This is a genomic window from Collinsella sp. AF05-9 (assembly GCF_003465595.1).
In the GTDB taxonomy this organism is placed as follows: Bacteria; Actinomycetota; Coriobacteriia; order Coriobacteriales; family Coriobacteriaceae; genus Collinsella.
The window spans coordinates 1-13,432 of sequence record NZ_QSBB01000009.1 but is presented as its reverse complement, the minus strand read 5'-3'; the positions used below and the strand labels follow the sequence as shown (position 1 = coordinate 13,432).

Sequence of the window (13,432 nt, the reverse complement as noted above, 5' to 3'; positions counted from 1 at the left end):
TATTCGATGGCTGCTGCGAGGCCGCCGCTCGATCGTGGTTGAAAGACTACATCGGCGGCGGCCTCGTTTTCGTATCCGGCACCGCGAAGGGCGAGCGCGACGCCGGCTTCGAGGAGAAGGGGCAGGCCACGCTGGCTGGTTGCTATTACTACGGCCTGGCCAAGGGCGCAGCCGAACGCCTGACATTGAGCGGCGAGCTCGCCTCTCGCCGGGTCGGGGAGTAGTGCGGTCGCAACACGGCTCGATAGCAACGCAAAGGCCGTTCGTTCGTCTGGGGAAAGGTATTCGGCCTCAACGATGACAATCTTGGGCTGCACACCGTCTGCGCAACGTGATTTCTGACGCATGTAAATCGAGCAAGCCGACATAGAAAACTCCTGTATATTCGGCAAAACGTAAACTATAGTTTACGTTTTTGTTCGGCTCCATTTCAAACTCGGCTGCATGGACGAACGTGCGAAACAGATTCTTGGCAGGCGGGTCGAAGAGGCGCGCAGAGACCTTGGTATCTCCAAGGTTGATTTTTGTGTGGCGACAGGAATCAGCCGACCCTACCTCGACCGAATCGAAGATGGGACGGCAAATTTCACGCTCAAGGTTCTATTTAAGATCGCGCCCGCACTCGGCATGACGGTGTCAGAGCTTCTCGAGGGGATCGAATAGGGGATACCCGTCGACAACTGAATTACGCCATCGGGATGCGGTCGTGGTTGACTTGGCTGTAGAACAGGCGCTGAATCTCGGCCGCATCACGTGACTGGCCGAGTGCCCACATGGTCTTGGCCACGAGCGTCTCGGTGGTCATGTCGTCGCCGCGCAGAATGCCCGGATGATCCGCGTAAGCACGGCCGACCTCATAAACGCCCAAATCGAGGCCCTCTTCGGGGACCTGCGTGGTCATAACGACAGTACGGCCCGAATCGACCCAGCGGAAAATCGCCTCCTGGAATGACTCGCCCGACTCACCAAACTCGGGGATACCGCCAATGCCAAAGGTCTCCAGAATCATGGCGTCGTAGCTATCGGCAAGGGCGTCCAGGATACCCGGGTTCACGCCGGGTGTCAGCTTAAGGACAAACACGCGCGGGTCGATACTGTCGTAGAAACGAACCGGATTCTCATTCTGGTGAGTGCCGTGAAGCCCGTTGCGCACAATGCGGTCGTTGCGGATGTAGGCAATGGGCGGATAGTTGACACTAATGAACGCGTTAAAGCTCATGGTGCGCTGCTTGCGGGCGCGCGTGCCGGCAATGGCGACGCCGCCAAACACGATCGAGACGTCGTGTGAATGCTCGTCGAGCGCATAGAGCAGGCTCTGGTACAGGTTGAGCTTGGCATCGGTAAAGGGGTTGCCCATGGGCTTTTGCGAGCCGGTGAGTACGATGGGCTTGGGACTGTCCTGAATCAGATAGGAAAGCGCCGCCGCGGTGTAGCTCATGGTGTCGGTGCCGTGAAGGACTACGAAGCCGTCGTGATCGGCATAGCCTTCGACGATGACGTCGCGGATACGCATCCAGTCGCTCGGGCGCATATTGGTGCTGTCGATGTTCATGGGCTGCACGACGTCGAGCTCGCAGAGGCCCGAGATCTCGGGAACGCTCTGGGCGAGTTCCTCACCGGTCAGGGCGGGGGAGAGGCCGTTGCCGTCCTCGGTCGATGCGATGGTGCCGCCCGTGGCGATGAGAAGGATGCGCTTCATGCTGGTATTCCTATCGTATTTGCCGCCGCGAGGGCGGAGTCGTTCGGCAGTATTGTGGCACAGGGCGTCCAATGTTCAAACGTATTACATCATCTGTAACGTTCGGTAACACTTCAATTGCCGTCAAATAGGGGTCCAGGTCGTGCGTTTGCCGTGCGCTGATGGTTGCGAGGGACGAGAAACCCCATATAACGTGTACACTATGAAAGCTATTTCGTTCATTCACGCGGGTGAGCATCGGCTCCCCGCCAACAAGAGGGGGAAACCATGGATCAAAAGGCTTCCGCAAAGGTCCTCGTACTCGACTTTGGTGCGCAGTACGGTCAGCTCATTGCCCGTCGCGTCCGCGACCTCAACGTGTATTCCGAGATCGTTCCCTGCGACATCTCGGCCGACGAGATTCGCGAGATGAACGCCTCTGCGCTCATCCTTTCCGGCGGCCCGGCTTCTGTGTATGCCGAGGACGCTCCGTCCATCGACCCCGCCATCTTTGACCTGGGCCTTCCCGTCCTGGGCTTCTGCTACGGTCATCAGATCACGGCCGTGACGCTCGGTGGCAAGGTCGGCCACTCCGAGGTGGGCGAGTATGGCCGCGCCACCATCACGCGCACGGCAGGCGCCAAGCTCTTTAACTCCACGCCCATGGAGCAGACCGTGTGGATGAGCCACCGCGATGCCGTCTCCGAGGTGCCCGAGGGCTTTACCGTTACCGCCAGCACCGACGTGTGCCCGGTTGCCGCCATGGAGTGCGTCGAGCGCAAGATCTTCACCACGCAGTTCCACCCCGAGGTCAAGCATTCCGAGTACGGTCAGCAGCTGCTGAGCAACTTCCTGTTTGAGATCTGCGGCCTGGAGCCCAACTGGAGCATGGACAACCTGGTCGAGACCATGACGGCCGAGTTCCGCGAGAAGGTCGGCAACGACCGCGTGATTCTGGCCCTGTCCGGCGGCGTCGACTCCTCCGTCGTGGCTGCGCTGGGCGCCCGCGCCGTAGGCAAGCAGATGACCTGCGTGTTCATCAACCACGGTCTGCTGCGCAAGGGCGAGCCCGAGCAGGTGGAGGAGGTCTTCACCAAGCAGTTTGACGTCGACTTTATCCACGTCCACGCCGAGGACCGTTATGCCGAGCTTCTGGCCGGCGTGACCGAGCCCGAGGAGAAGCGCCGCATCATCGGTACGCAGTTCTGGAAAGAGTTCTTCGCGGTTGCTCAGCAGCTTGAGACCGATGGTAAACCCGTGAAGTACCTGGCTCAGGGCACCATCTACCCCGACATCATCGAGTCCGGCGCTCGCAAGACGGGCGGCAAGACGGCCACCATCAAGAGCCATCACAACCTGATCCCGTTCCCCGAGGGCGTGCACTTCGACCTCATTGAGCCGCTCGACCACTTCTTTAAGGACGAGGTCCGCGCGCTTGGTCTGGCGCTGGGTCTGCCGGGTCACATCGTGTTCCGTCAGCCTTTCCCGGGCCCGGGTCTTGCCATCCGCATCATCGGTGCGGTCGACAAAGAGAAGCTCGAGATCCTCAAGAACGCCGACGCTATCGTGCGCGAGGAGCTCGACGCCTACAACCAGCGCCTGTTTGAGCAGACCGGCGAGCGCAACTCCGAGCACAGCTGCTGGCAGTATTTCGCGGTCCTGCCCGATATTAAGTCCGTTGGCGTTATGGGCGACGAGCGCACCTATCAGCGCCCGATCATCCTGCGCGCCGTCGAGTCCAGCGACGCCATGACCGCCGACTGGGCCAAGCTGCCCTACGACGTGCTGGCCCGCATTTCCGGCCGCATCGTTGCCGAGGTTCCCGGCGCCAACCGCGTGTGCTACGACATCACGTCCAAGCCGCCCGCGACCATCGAGTGGGAGTAGGCTGATAGGGTTCTGACCTGCATTTTTGAGTGCCGCACTGTGCCGCTGAGTTTCGTTTCGTACGAGAGTCATGGCAAAGCCGCCAGCGATGTTGGTGAGTAAATACGATAACCGAGCCTCCGTTCCCGCGTTGGGACGGAGGCTTTTTCTTTGTCGTTTTACTCCCTTTCACCTGCGATTTCGCAATTTACTCCCCCGTGTTTCAAGACGGCAAGGCACGGTGCGGCATTCGGAGGAACGGGAGTAAGGATTCATCCCAAGTGAGTAGACGCGCGATTTTTGTCTCCGAGAGCCAAACGGGGCCGTTTCGGGGCCTGTGAAACTCAAATCGAACTCAATAGGCTTTTCGGCGGTCTTCTCACAGCGTTTTCCCAGGTGGTTAATGGGGAGTAAAGAATCTCGCCGCCTCAATGAAAACGGGAGTAACCAGGGGAAATGCCGCGGCGTACTGCCGCGTGCCGCCGTGTAAGCCACCGCGTCATTTACTCCCCAGGTGCGCCGGAAATGCCTTGGCATGCAATGGGGAGTAAAAACTCAGCTTACGCAGGCCCGAGCGGCGCTCGCCGCCTGGTCCACCGTCCTGATTCGGTTGCGTTGATCGCGAAATGCGGAGAGCCGCTACAGCGAGGCTTTCCAGTCCTCGTATTCGTCGGCGTCGATCTTGCCGTTTTCGAGCTGCGCGCGCTTCTCTGCCCACAGTTCGATCGCCATCGCGGCTTTGGGCGCGTGCGGCGCCTTGGGGTTCAGGGAGAGGCCCGTGCCGTCGGCTGCGGGCACGATGCCGAAGGAGTCCTCGAGCCGCACGAGCAGCGACATGAGGTCGCCCGCAGTCTCGACGCCGTAATCCTTGAGGGCGTTGACGGACACGCCGAGCGCCGCGGAGATGGACTCGAGCAGCTCGGGCTTCACGGCGCGGATGCCGCTCTCGTAGTGGCGCACGGCCCCCTCGGTCAGGCCGACCGCCTCGGCGAGCTGCGCCTGCGTCATGCCGCGCGACTTGCGGTACCGCCTTATGTTCTCGCCTACGGACATGAGCCCTCCTCCTGGAATTACGTACCAGCACATCTTATCAGCGTACGCAAATGTACGCAATTCTATTGACAGTACAGATATGTACGTTTACTCTGAATCTGTGAACCGTACGTATCCGTACGCCATTGATTGGAGGAGCCATGGACGAGAAGGTGGCGAAGACGCCGAGGCCGCACATGCTGGACGCCGACGAGGTCGCGGAGCTGCTGAGGATCAAGAAAGGCAGCGCCTACGAGGTGATCAGGAAGATAAACGCCGAGCAGGAGGCGCGCGGGCGCGTGGTCATCCGCGGGCGCGTTCGAAGCGACGTCTTCGACGCCCTGTACTTCCCGGAGGTGGACTGACATGCCCGTGTACAAGGACGACGGCAACGGCACGTTCTACGTGCAGTGCTACTACCGCGACGCCCGCGGCTCGAAGCGCCACAAGACGAAGCGCGGCTTCTCCTCCGAGGTGGAGGCCGCAGTGTGGGAGAGCCAGTTCAAGAGCCTTAACGGCGGGGCCATGGACATGACGTTCTCCGAGTTCGTCGAGGTGTACGCCTCCGAGGTGAAGCCGCGCATACGCGAGCACACGTGGATCACCAAGGAGTACATCATCAACGACAAGCTCGTGCCGTTCTTCGGGGACATGCGCATGTGCGACGTGAGGCCGATCGACGTCATCAGGTGGCAAAACGAGCTCACCGAGCACCGGGACGCCGACGGGAAGCCCTGGGCACCGACGTACCTGCGCACAGTGAACAACCAGCTCAACGCCATCTTCAACCACGCCGAGCGCTACTACGGCCTCAGCGACAACCCGGTGCGCAGGGTCGACAAGATAGGCTCGAAGAAGGGCGGCGAGATGCAGTTCTGGACCAAGGACGAGTACCTGAGGTTCAGCGAGGCCGTCATGGACAAGCCTCTCTCATTCCACGCCTTCGAGCTGCTTTACTGGACGGGCATACGCTGCGGCGAGCTCCTGGCGCTCACGCCGTCCGACTTCATGCTGGAGAGCTCGCGGCTGCGCATCAACAAGTCGTACCAGAGCCTCAACGGCGTTGACACCGTGACCGACCCCAAGACGCCCAAGTCCGTGCGCACGATCGTCATGCCCGCCTTCCTGCGCGACGAGATGGCGGACTTCATCGAGATGCGCGACGACGTCGCCCCCGACGAGCGCCTGTTCGCCGTGACCAAGCACTTCCTGGCCCACGAGATGGAGCGCGGGTGCAAGGCGTCGGGCGTGAAGCGCATCCGCATACACGACATACGCCACAGCCATGTGAGCCTGCTGATAGAGATGGGCTTCTCCGCGCTGGCCATCGCCGAGCGCATGGGCCACGAGGCGGTGGACATCACCTACCGCTACGCGCACCTGTTCCCCACGAAGCAGGACGAGATGGCCGCCGCGCTCGACGGGGCGAGGGGGTAAGAAGGATGCCGTGCGAGAACAGCGCCCGCAAGCGCAGCAAGACGATGGCGTTCCGCTGCACGCCCGAGGAGCGCAAGCTCATATGCGAGATGGCAGCCTGGAGCGGCATGAACAGGCAGGACTACATCATCGCCAAGCTCACCGATACCCAGGTCGAGGTGAGGCCCTCCGTGAGCGTGCAGAAGGCACTGAGGGACTCGATGGCGGAATTGGCCAAGGAGGTGCGGCTGGCGGCCTCCTACGGCGAGCTGAGCGAGTCCCTGCAACAGAGAATTGAGCACGTGATGAGGTTCTTCCTAGCGCTCGGCGAGCCTCTTGACGCGCCGACGGAAGAGACATCGCCACGAACTACGTTTTTGGAAGAGCCGGTTCCATCCGTCATCGATGCGGGTTCCGACACCGCAAGCATCTTCGAGATGGGACGCAGGTAGGGCCTAGCGCCAGACCTCCAACGCCTTGTCCGCAAGCCATTCGGCGCGATCGGCGATATCGCCCTCGTTCCAAGACTCCTTCTCTAGGGCGCCGGCCATGGTCGCAAGGCCGGCGGCGCAGAGGGCAAGGCCGTCCTTGTATCCCTTTCCCTGCTTCTTGGTGGGCCAATCGGCATCGCGGATGGAGGCGTTGAGCGAATGCGTGATGATGGCGAGGTTGCCGAGCGTGAGGAGCTTCCGGTCCCTTCGCGTGGCAGCCTCATCGTCGAGGGCTCCCCATTTGTTGCGCCACTTCTTGGGCATCATGTGCTCGAGGGTGTACTGGTTGAACCCGAGCAGGGCCGTGCTGCTCATGCCCGGACGAATGGCGCTTTCCAGCAGATAGAGGACGCCCTTGGACTGGAGGTTGTACAGACACGATTCCTCGAATGCCGCTCGAACCTCGGCGTCGCCGGGCATGTACGTCGTCGCCTCGTCATTGGCTTCGAGAGCCTTCCTCAGCGCCTCCGCGTCCTTCACCTCGTTCAAGATCAGCGAGGTGAACAGCCTGTTGTAGTTCTTCGTGGTCGCCTGAACCAGCATTCGGCGGACGATGTAGCTCTCAAGCAGGGCGTAGATCTTAGATTCCTCGCTCGAAGACTCCGCGTTCTTTCGAACGTAGAGCACGTACGGGATGAGCGTCGAGTTCTTGAGGCCGAATATCAGCACGTTCAGGCGCTCGACGCCGGAAGCGGAGGGGATGTCCGCGTCGCAGTAGCCAGGGTCGAACGTGGACTCGAACGCCTCGGCATACGCCTTCATGTTGTCGAGAATCTCGACCTTGTCGCCGTTGCAGTACCTGCCGATGAAATCCTTGTAGGACTGGAAGAGGTTCGAAGTACGCGAATAGAAGAGCTTGTCCTCGGTCGTGACGCCACGCCTCTTGTCCTGGACCAGAATCTGGAGGAACGCGTCGAAGAAGAGGTCGACGAGCGTGCGCTTGATGCGCCCGGTAACGATCTCCTGCTCCCAATACTCCCTCTTCTCAGCCGTGGGCTCGAAGACGTCTTCCCAGCACTCCTTGAACGCCTGCTCGTTCTCGCGGTTGAAGAAGTAGTTCTTAAGGAGCTCCGCCGTCGTCAGGCGCACCCCGAGCGAGTTGATGGTGTCGAATATCTGCTGCTCGTCCTCGCCCTCGGTAAGATCGATGCAGACGAACTGGACGTTCGACTTGATCGTGTTCCTGTCGACCTTCTCCGGGTCGATATTCTTGAGGAAGTAGTTGTAGGCAAGGACGATGGCCGAGGAGCCCTCGAGGGGTTCGCAGCCCGTGGCGCTGACGACCTTTTCGAAATCCTGCCGGTCGTACTTGCCGTGCCGCAAGGCGACATCGCCGGTCTCCAGGACGAAATCTCGCTCAAACAAATTGTTGGTGCCGTTTTTTGCACAGAGTGCCTTGAAGAAGATGACCATGGTCGTGAGTCGCTGCTGGCCGTCGATGACGGTGCGAACCTCGGAGACCTCGGACCAGGTGTTGCCGGAGGAGGCCTGCTTCAGGATGATGGAGCCCAGGAAATAGGGCCGCTTCGAGGCCGTGACGAACTCCATGTCGCCGAGGAAACGCTCCCATTGCTCTTCTCCCCAGACGTACGCCCTTTGGTAAAAAGGTATTTCGAGCAGGCGCGATCCGTTGAACACGCCGCTTATCGTTGCTTTTCCTGCATCCATCCTTAAAGCCCTATCTATCCTTTGCGGTTATTGCTGGCGGGGTCAATTTTATCAATACGCTGCTTGACCCTTTAATGTTCCCGGTCCTTGCCGTCTTCTCCCCAGAAGGTGCTCGAAGATGATGCGCAGGTCCTCGTCATCAAGGCAGCCGCCCTCGAGGCAGCCACGGTCGATGGTATCGATCATCGTCTGCCCCTTCTTCTTCGAGCGGTCGTAGATCACTGTGTCGAGGGATAGCTCCCTGCCGTCGCGCGTGAACATCTCGTGCATGAATTCGGCACTGTTCGCTTGACTTCAATCGCGTACCGCGTGCTCGAGCGGGCCGCTTCCCCTCGATATGGCGACATCCCAATGCTCGCAGTTAAGCAGAAGAAGTCGGTTCATGAACTCGACGCCCGAAAAACCGAGTCTCGCAAACGGCGGAAATAGAGGGTCATCTGAAAAGACCGCAGCATACTCACTGCTCAACGGCATATACGCGAGATGAAAATCGTACGAGTCGTCCTCGGGCCCGATGATGAACATAGGCATCGACGTCGTAACGAACCCTGAGCCGACGGGTGCCCTAAGGATGGAGAAGCTCTTCTCAAAAAAAGCCTTTCGAATACGGTTAACTGGCACAATATCATCGTTGGAGAAGAGCATGGTTGCGGCGGCGGCAAGCTCGACCACCGCTTGGGAATCCCCGCGCCAATCCGACCAATCGAGCAAGCCGAGCTCATAGGGTGTCAGATGAACGTTTCTGAGCAGCTCTTCGGCAGTCTCGCGTGACCATTTCTTGTCGACGCGCATACTGATAGGGTGCCGGACGATGATATTTGCTGCCAGCTCGCAAACGGCGGCTTTCCCATCAGAATACCCTTCGTCTTCGCACTGGTCTTCTTTCTGGCGTTCCAAAAAGCGATCGTAAAGCGGCGCGATGCGGCTCTCGAGCTCAGATAGCTTAACCTCGATGAGGTTCTGCGCATAGAATCTGTCTGTCGCATCGCCTGTCGCATCGGCATGCTCGACCTCATAAAGATCGCGCATGCTGCAAAGGTTCTCGCAATTCGTGCGGAAGAAGGAGCCCTTCTGTCTGCTGTAGGCATGAAGCTGCCCGGAGGAATCCGCGAAATGGCGCAGGTAGAACCGCGGCACCCAGTGCTGCTTTCGCGTCATCTTTCCGGGCAGCTTCGACATCCTAAGCCTTCACCGCCTCGTATTGGTAGGTCGTGCGCACGTTGTAATGGAAGTCGTTTCCGAGGTCCAGCGCCTCGAAGTGCTTCTTGGCGCAGCCGATCTTGATCTTCTCCGCGTCGCGCAGGGCGGGCTCGCCGTTCTTGCCGCCCTTGGTCTCGGTCACGAAGTACACGCGGCGCTCGCCGTCGGCCTCCTCGACGTACGCCCAGTCGGGGTTGTAACTGCCGAGCGGCGTGTCGATCTTGAACGCCGAGGGCAATTTCGCGAACACGAGAACCTCCTCCTGCTTGTCTAGAGCCTCGGCAAAGGAGCGCTCGACCCCCGCCGAGTCGTAGACCACGTAGTTGTACAGGCTCTTGCTCGTCATGTCCGGCTTCCACGCGTTCTGCCCAAGGTAGGCCGTGTAGTCGTCAAGCTCGAGGTCGCGCATGGTGTACCACTCGTCCTCGGGAAGGCGCACGTACTTGATGCCCTGGGCGATGAGGTCGTTCTTCACGCGGTTGATCTTGTCGCCGACCTGCGCGAGGAAGGTCGCGGGGTCGATCTCGAACTCGTCGAGGCGGCTGCAGCCCTCGAGGATCGCCTTGATGGTGCCGCGGGTGAGCCCGACGGCGTCCTGCAGCTCTGCGATCGGGTCGGGAAGGTCGTATTTCACCTTTCCCGAAACGGACACCACGGAGGTGCCCGTGCCCTCGGCGCTCACGCCCGCGTCGTCGATGCCCAGCGAGGCACGCTCGCTCGTCACCTGGGGCGGGCGCACGGCGAGCATGCCGTCGACAGCTTCGATGGCATGTTCGATGAGCTTGCCGGAGTCGACCTCGACCTGGAAGCGCGTGCGCTGGCGGATGCGGTCCCACAGGGCCTGGAACGCAGGGTCGAGCGTGACGTCCTTCTGCAGCTCGACCGAGACCTCCTTGGCCTTGTCACGGATCTGGACCCTCTGGGACTTGTGGATGATGATCGCCTCGACCTGCTCCTTGGCAGGCTCGAGCTCGGCGGGGAGCTCGACCTTGCCCTCCTCGGCGGCCGCCTTCAGCTCGGGCGTCACCGCGCCCTTGTCGTCGACCATGCCGGTCGCGACGAGGTGGTCGTAGACCTGCTTGGACTTCTCGTAGCCCAGGCGCTCCTCGACGCCATCATCGCCCTTGACCGTGACCTTCGTGAAGCTCTCCGGAGTGATGACGCCGAACTTGAAGTCCTCAGCCTCAAGCTCCTTCTGCAGGCCGTTGGCGAAGTCGTCGTAGCTCTCGTTCGCGATGACGGTGAGCACGTTCGCCTCTGGGTCGTACAGGCGCTCGCCATCCTGGTTCACGCACAGGCGCAGACCGCGGCCGATCTTCTGGCGCTTGGTCAGGTTGTCCTTTGTCTCGACGAGCGTGCAGATCTGGAACACGTTGGGGTTGTCCCAGCCCTCCTTGAGCGCGGAGTGGCTGAAGACGAAAGAGACGTCCTTGTCCGCGTCCTTGCCGTCCGGGAAGGAGATGAGCGTCTCCTTCTTCTGCATGATGAGCTCGAAGGCCCCGGCGTCGTCGGCGGTGCCGGCGGCTCCCTTGGAGTCCTTGAACTTGCCCTTCTTGTCCTTGGCGAAGTATCCCTGGTGCACGGCGTGGGGGTCGCGCACCAGCGGGGCGCCGACGGCTTCGTAGCACTCGAGCCACGTGCCCTTGCCGATCCCCGCCGCCTTTGCGATGCGACGAGGCGCCTTCGAGTTCAGGGCACCTGCGTACTCCTCCTCAAACATCAGGGCGTACAGGCCGCCGTGGACTTCGGGCTCGTAGACGCGGTATCGGTCGACGCGGTCGATGAAGAAGAGCGAGAGCACCTTCACGCCGCGCGGCCACAGCTCGAACTGGCGGGCCAGGTGGTCCTCGATGGTGCGGCGGATCTGCGCGCGCTTGACGACCTCCTCGTTGACGTCGCCCAGCGCCTCGCCGAGCTCGAGCACCTCGCCGTTCTGGAACTCTATGAACTCGTCGCCCACTGCGGCGCCGATGTTGTTGACCACCCAGCCGCTCTCGTAGTCGCTGTTCTCGCCGCTCTTCTGGTAGAGGTCGTTGCCGGTCTTCACCGTGACGGCCTTGCGCTTCTGCGTGCCGTCGGCCTGGCGCACGTCGATGGACACCTTGGCGGAGAACGGGTCGGACTTGACGGACTCGAGCCTCACGTACGCGCCGTTGAGGTTCGCCTCGGCCTTGATCGAGTCCACGCAGATGCCCTTCACCAGGTGGCGCTCGAAGGCGTCGACCGGCGTGAGGCGGTAGATCATGTTGTAGGCCTGCTTGTGCGTGGCCGAGTAGCGCAGCACGAACAGCGGGTTCAGGCTCTTGATGGCGGCCTTGGCCTGCTTGGTGTTGTCGACGCTCTGGGGCTCGTCGATGATGACGACGGGCTTGCAGGCGCTCACGAGCTCGCGAGGGCTGAAGCCGCCGGTGAGCTTCTCGCTGGGACGGTGGAAGAGGTTGCCCTCCTTCGCGGTGCCATCCTTCTCGAGGCCCTTGTTGAACGCGTCGATGTTGATGACCATGACCTGGATGGAGCTCGACGTGGCGAAGTTACCCACCGGCCCCATGTCCTTCGAGTCGTACACGAAGTAGTCGAGCGGCGTGCGGTCGTAGAGCGTCTCGAAGTGCCTGCGGGTGGTCTGGAGGCTCTTGAGGACGCCCTCGCGGATGGCCACGCTCGGCACGACGATAACGAACTTGGTGATGCCGTAGCGGCGGTTTAGCTCGTAGATGGAGCGGATGTAGACGTAGGTCTTGCCGGTGCCGGTCTCCATCTCGACGGTGAAGTCTCGCAGGCGCCCATCGGTGAGGACGTCGGTTGCCGGGAGGCAGCCCTCCTCCTGCACGGCGTGCAGGTTGTCGAGGAGCTGGCCCGGCGCCACGCGAAGCTCGTTGCCGTGGCCGACCATGAGCTCGCCGATTGCCGTCTGGCCTTTGCGGCCGGAATCGGCGGAGAATACGCTGCCAATAAATTGTTGTCCGCGGAACAGGTCGCAGGTTGCTTCGATGGCCTCCAGCTGGTGCTGCTGGTCGGATGAGAACTTGAACTCGAGCGCCGCCATGCTAGACCGTCCTCAATTCGATCTCACAGCCCATGCGCTCGCCGGCGTGCTTGAAGATCTGCACGGCGTTGAGCTTGAGGGTGTCGTCGAGGACGGAATCGAGGATGAGAACGCGCCTGGGCTCCATGTCGGCGATGGCCTCGAGCGCCTCAATGGTGAGGCCTCGGGACATGCAGCAGACGAGCTCGTCGCAAGCGACGGACCAGATGGGATAGCCCGCGGCTTCAGACTTCTCGACGGGCAGCGTGAGCTCGAGGCCCCATTTGAGCATCATCTCGAAGACGATATCCATATCGGAGCGATCGGGCTTGACCACGTCGAAGAGGAGCTGACCGGGCTCGGGCTTCTCAATGCCGGACTCATCGAGCTCGAACACACGGAAGCCGATGTCGGGAAGCTGCTTGGGTCCCTCGCCAAGCTTGAGTTGACGGTTGGATTCCTCGAGCTCGGTTTTGATTTTGTCGCCTGCGCGGCGAATGCGTCCTTCGCCTATGTCGCAGAGAGTCTCATACCCGTCCTTGTAGGCGTCGCGTTTCGGGTCACAAGGCTCTGGAAGCTGGACAAGGATAAACTGATAGCGATCATCTTTTCCGAGCTCCTGCAGGAACATGGCATGGGCGGTCGATGCTGAGCCTGAGAAAAAATCAAGCACAATATCACCCGTGCTTAAATGCTCATGTACGGTAAAGAAGCAAGCAACCGAAAACAATAGATAGACCGCCAGCACTACACTATTCCGAACCAAAGACCAAAAGATAAGCATTTTGAGAAAATCTAAACTTTTGGATTTTCCTACAATGCCGACTACGGCGGAATCCCTCCCACTCCTTATATATTTCTTTCTGTATACATTGAATTTGTATTTAGTAAAATGCAGACAACACCACGGATCGGCTTTTGGCTGGACAATTCCAACCAAACACCGCAGCAGACAGTAGAAACCATTCTGAACGTTAGGAAGCCGGTATGATTGTTACATATAAGGGGTTGATTTTCAATCTCAACGCAACAGCCTGAACGGGCCCCGCGTTTCCGCAG

13 protein-coding genes are annotated in these 13,432 nt (G+C 60.5%); 6 read left to right on the top strand and 7 right to left on the bottom strand.

What is annotated here, in order from left to right; translation table 11 throughout:
• Positions 1-38: 38 nt before the first annotated feature.
• Both DWV43_RS10060 and DWV43_RS04360 read left to right on the top strand, forming a co-directional pair.
• Positions 39-224, top strand: coding sequence for a hypothetical protein (locus DWV43_RS10060; RefSeq protein ID WP_147346262.1), 186 nt, complete (start codon positions 39-41; stop codon positions 222-224).
• Positions 225-444: 220 nt separating this feature from the next.
• On the top strand, positions 445-663 hold the full coding sequence (locus DWV43_RS04360) for a helix-turn-helix domain-containing protein (protein WP_117817125.1): 219 nt from the start codon (positions 445-447) through the stop codon (positions 661-663).
• 22 nt (positions 664-685) lie between these two features.
• Here DWV43_RS04360 and DWV43_RS04355 read toward each other — a convergent pair whose 3' ends face one another.
• Positions 686-1,699, bottom strand: a complete 1,014-nt coding sequence (locus DWV43_RS04355; RefSeq protein WP_117636940.1) for an asparaginase — start codon at positions 1,697-1,699, stop codon at positions 686-688.
• 267 nt (positions 1,700-1,966) lie between these two features.
• On the opposite strand from DWV43_RS04355, the gene guaA reads away from it, so the two are divergent.
• Complete coding sequence (gene guaA / locus DWV43_RS04350) at positions 1,967-3,565, top strand: glutamine-hydrolyzing GMP synthase (protein WP_117635915.1); 1,599 nt, start codon at positions 1,967-1,969, stop codon at positions 3,563-3,565.
• Between the two features lie 618 nt (positions 3,566-4,183).
• Here guaA and DWV43_RS04345 read toward each other — a convergent pair.
• Positions 4,184-4,597, bottom strand: a complete 414-nt coding sequence (locus DWV43_RS04345; RefSeq protein ID WP_022349661.1) for a helix-turn-helix domain-containing protein — start codon at positions 4,595-4,597, stop codon at positions 4,184-4,186.
• Positions 4,598-4,737: 140 nt separating this feature from the next.
• On the opposite strand from DWV43_RS04345, the gene DWV43_RS04340 reads away from it, so the two are divergent.
• Genes DWV43_RS04340 through DWV43_RS04330 form a run of 3 tightly spaced genes read left to right on the top strand, consistent with a single transcriptional unit; the run spans position 4,738 to position 6,444 of the window.
• A complete protein-coding gene (locus DWV43_RS04340) occupies positions 4,738-4,941 on the top strand; it encodes a hypothetical protein (protein WP_006681531.1) in 204 nt (67 codons plus the stop codon).
• 1 nt (position 4,942) lies between these two features.
• Positions 4,943-6,013 carry a site-specific integrase gene (locus tag DWV43_RS04335; protein WP_022349660.1) on the top strand — a complete coding sequence of 357 codons (1,071 nt, stop codon included), beginning with the start codon at positions 4,943-4,945 and terminating at the stop codon, positions 6,011-6,013.
• Between the two features lie 5 nt (positions 6,014-6,018).
• Positions 6,019-6,444, top strand: a complete 426-nt coding sequence (locus DWV43_RS04330) for a hypothetical protein (protein ID WP_022349659.1) — start codon at positions 6,019-6,021, stop codon at positions 6,442-6,444.
• 3 nt (positions 6,445-6,447) lie between these two features.
• On the opposite strand, the gene DWV43_RS04325 is transcribed toward DWV43_RS04330, so the two are convergent.
• Genes DWV43_RS04325 through DWV43_RS04305 form a run of 5 tightly spaced genes read right to left on the bottom strand, consistent with a single transcriptional unit; the run spans position 6,448 to position 13,046 of the window.
• Positions 6,448-8,151 (bottom strand): DUF262 domain-containing protein, encoded by a 1,704-nt coding sequence (locus DWV43_RS04325; protein ID WP_022349658.1) that lies wholly within the window; start codon positions 8,149-8,151, stop codon positions 6,448-6,450.
• A 51-nt stretch (positions 8,152-8,202) separates the two neighbouring features.
• Positions 8,203-8,421 (bottom strand): hypothetical protein, encoded by a 219-nt coding sequence (locus DWV43_RS04320; protein WP_022349657.1) that lies wholly within the window; start codon positions 8,419-8,421, stop codon positions 8,203-8,205.
• Positions 8,422-8,445: 24 nt separating this feature from the next.
• The gene (locus DWV43_RS04315) at positions 8,446-9,330 is read right to left on the bottom strand and encodes a DUF4238 domain-containing protein (RefSeq protein WP_022349656.1); all 885 of its coding nucleotides are present in this window, start codon (positions 9,328-9,330) and stop codon (positions 8,446-8,448) included.
• 1 nt (position 9,331) lies between these two features.
• Positions 9,332-12,394, bottom strand: a complete 3,063-nt coding sequence (locus DWV43_RS04310) for a type III restriction-modification system endonuclease (protein WP_033499421.1) — start codon at positions 12,392-12,394, stop codon at positions 9,332-9,334.
• 1 nt (position 12,395) lies between these two features.
• Positions 12,396-13,046 carry a hypothetical protein gene (locus DWV43_RS04305; RefSeq protein ID WP_199408098.1) on the bottom strand — a complete coding sequence of 217 codons (651 nt, stop codon included), beginning with the start codon at positions 13,044-13,046 and terminating at the stop codon, positions 12,396-12,398.
• Between the last annotated feature and the right edge of the window lie 386 nt (positions 13,047-13,432).

Coding starts and splice junctions, on each gene's coding strand:
- DWV43_RS04330 (WP_022349659.1), top strand. CDS start 6,019: ATGCCGTGCGAGAACAGCGCCCGCAAGCGCAGCAAGACGATGGCGTTC.
- DWV43_RS04315 (WP_022349656.1), bottom strand. CDS start 9,330: ATGTCGAAGCTGCCCGGAAAGATGACGCGAAAGCAGCACTGGGTGCCG.
- DWV43_RS04335 (WP_022349660.1), top strand. CDS start 4,943: ATGCCCGTGTACAAGGACGACGGCAACGGCACGTTCTACGTGCAGTGC.
- DWV43_RS04345 (WP_022349661.1), bottom strand. CDS start 4,597: ATGTCCGTAGGCGAGAACATAAGGCGGTACCGCAAGTCGCGCGGCATG.
- DWV43_RS04320 (WP_022349657.1), bottom strand. CDS start 8,421: ATGCACGAGATGTTCACGCGCGACGGCAGGGAGCTATCCCTCGACACA.
- DWV43_RS04325 (WP_022349658.1), bottom strand. CDS start 8,151: ATGGATGCAGGAAAAGCAACGATAAGCGGCGTGTTCAACGGATCGCGC.
- DWV43_RS04310 (WP_033499421.1), bottom strand. CDS start 12,394: ATGGCGGCGCTCGAGTTCAAGTTCTCATCCGACCAGCAGCACCAGCTG.
- DWV43_RS04360 (WP_117817125.1), top strand. CDS start 445: ATGGACGAACGTGCGAAACAGATTCTTGGCAGGCGGGTCGAAGAGGCG.
- DWV43_RS04340 (WP_006681531.1), top strand. CDS start 4,738: ATGGACGAGAAGGTGGCGAAGACGCCGAGGCCGCACATGCTGGACGCC.
- guaA (WP_117635915.1), top strand. CDS start 1,967: ATGGATCAAAAGGCTTCCGCAAAGGTCCTCGTACTCGACTTTGGTGCG.
- DWV43_RS04355 (WP_117636940.1), bottom strand. CDS start 1,699: ATGAAGCGCATCCTTCTCATCGCCACGGGCGGCACCATCGCATCGACC.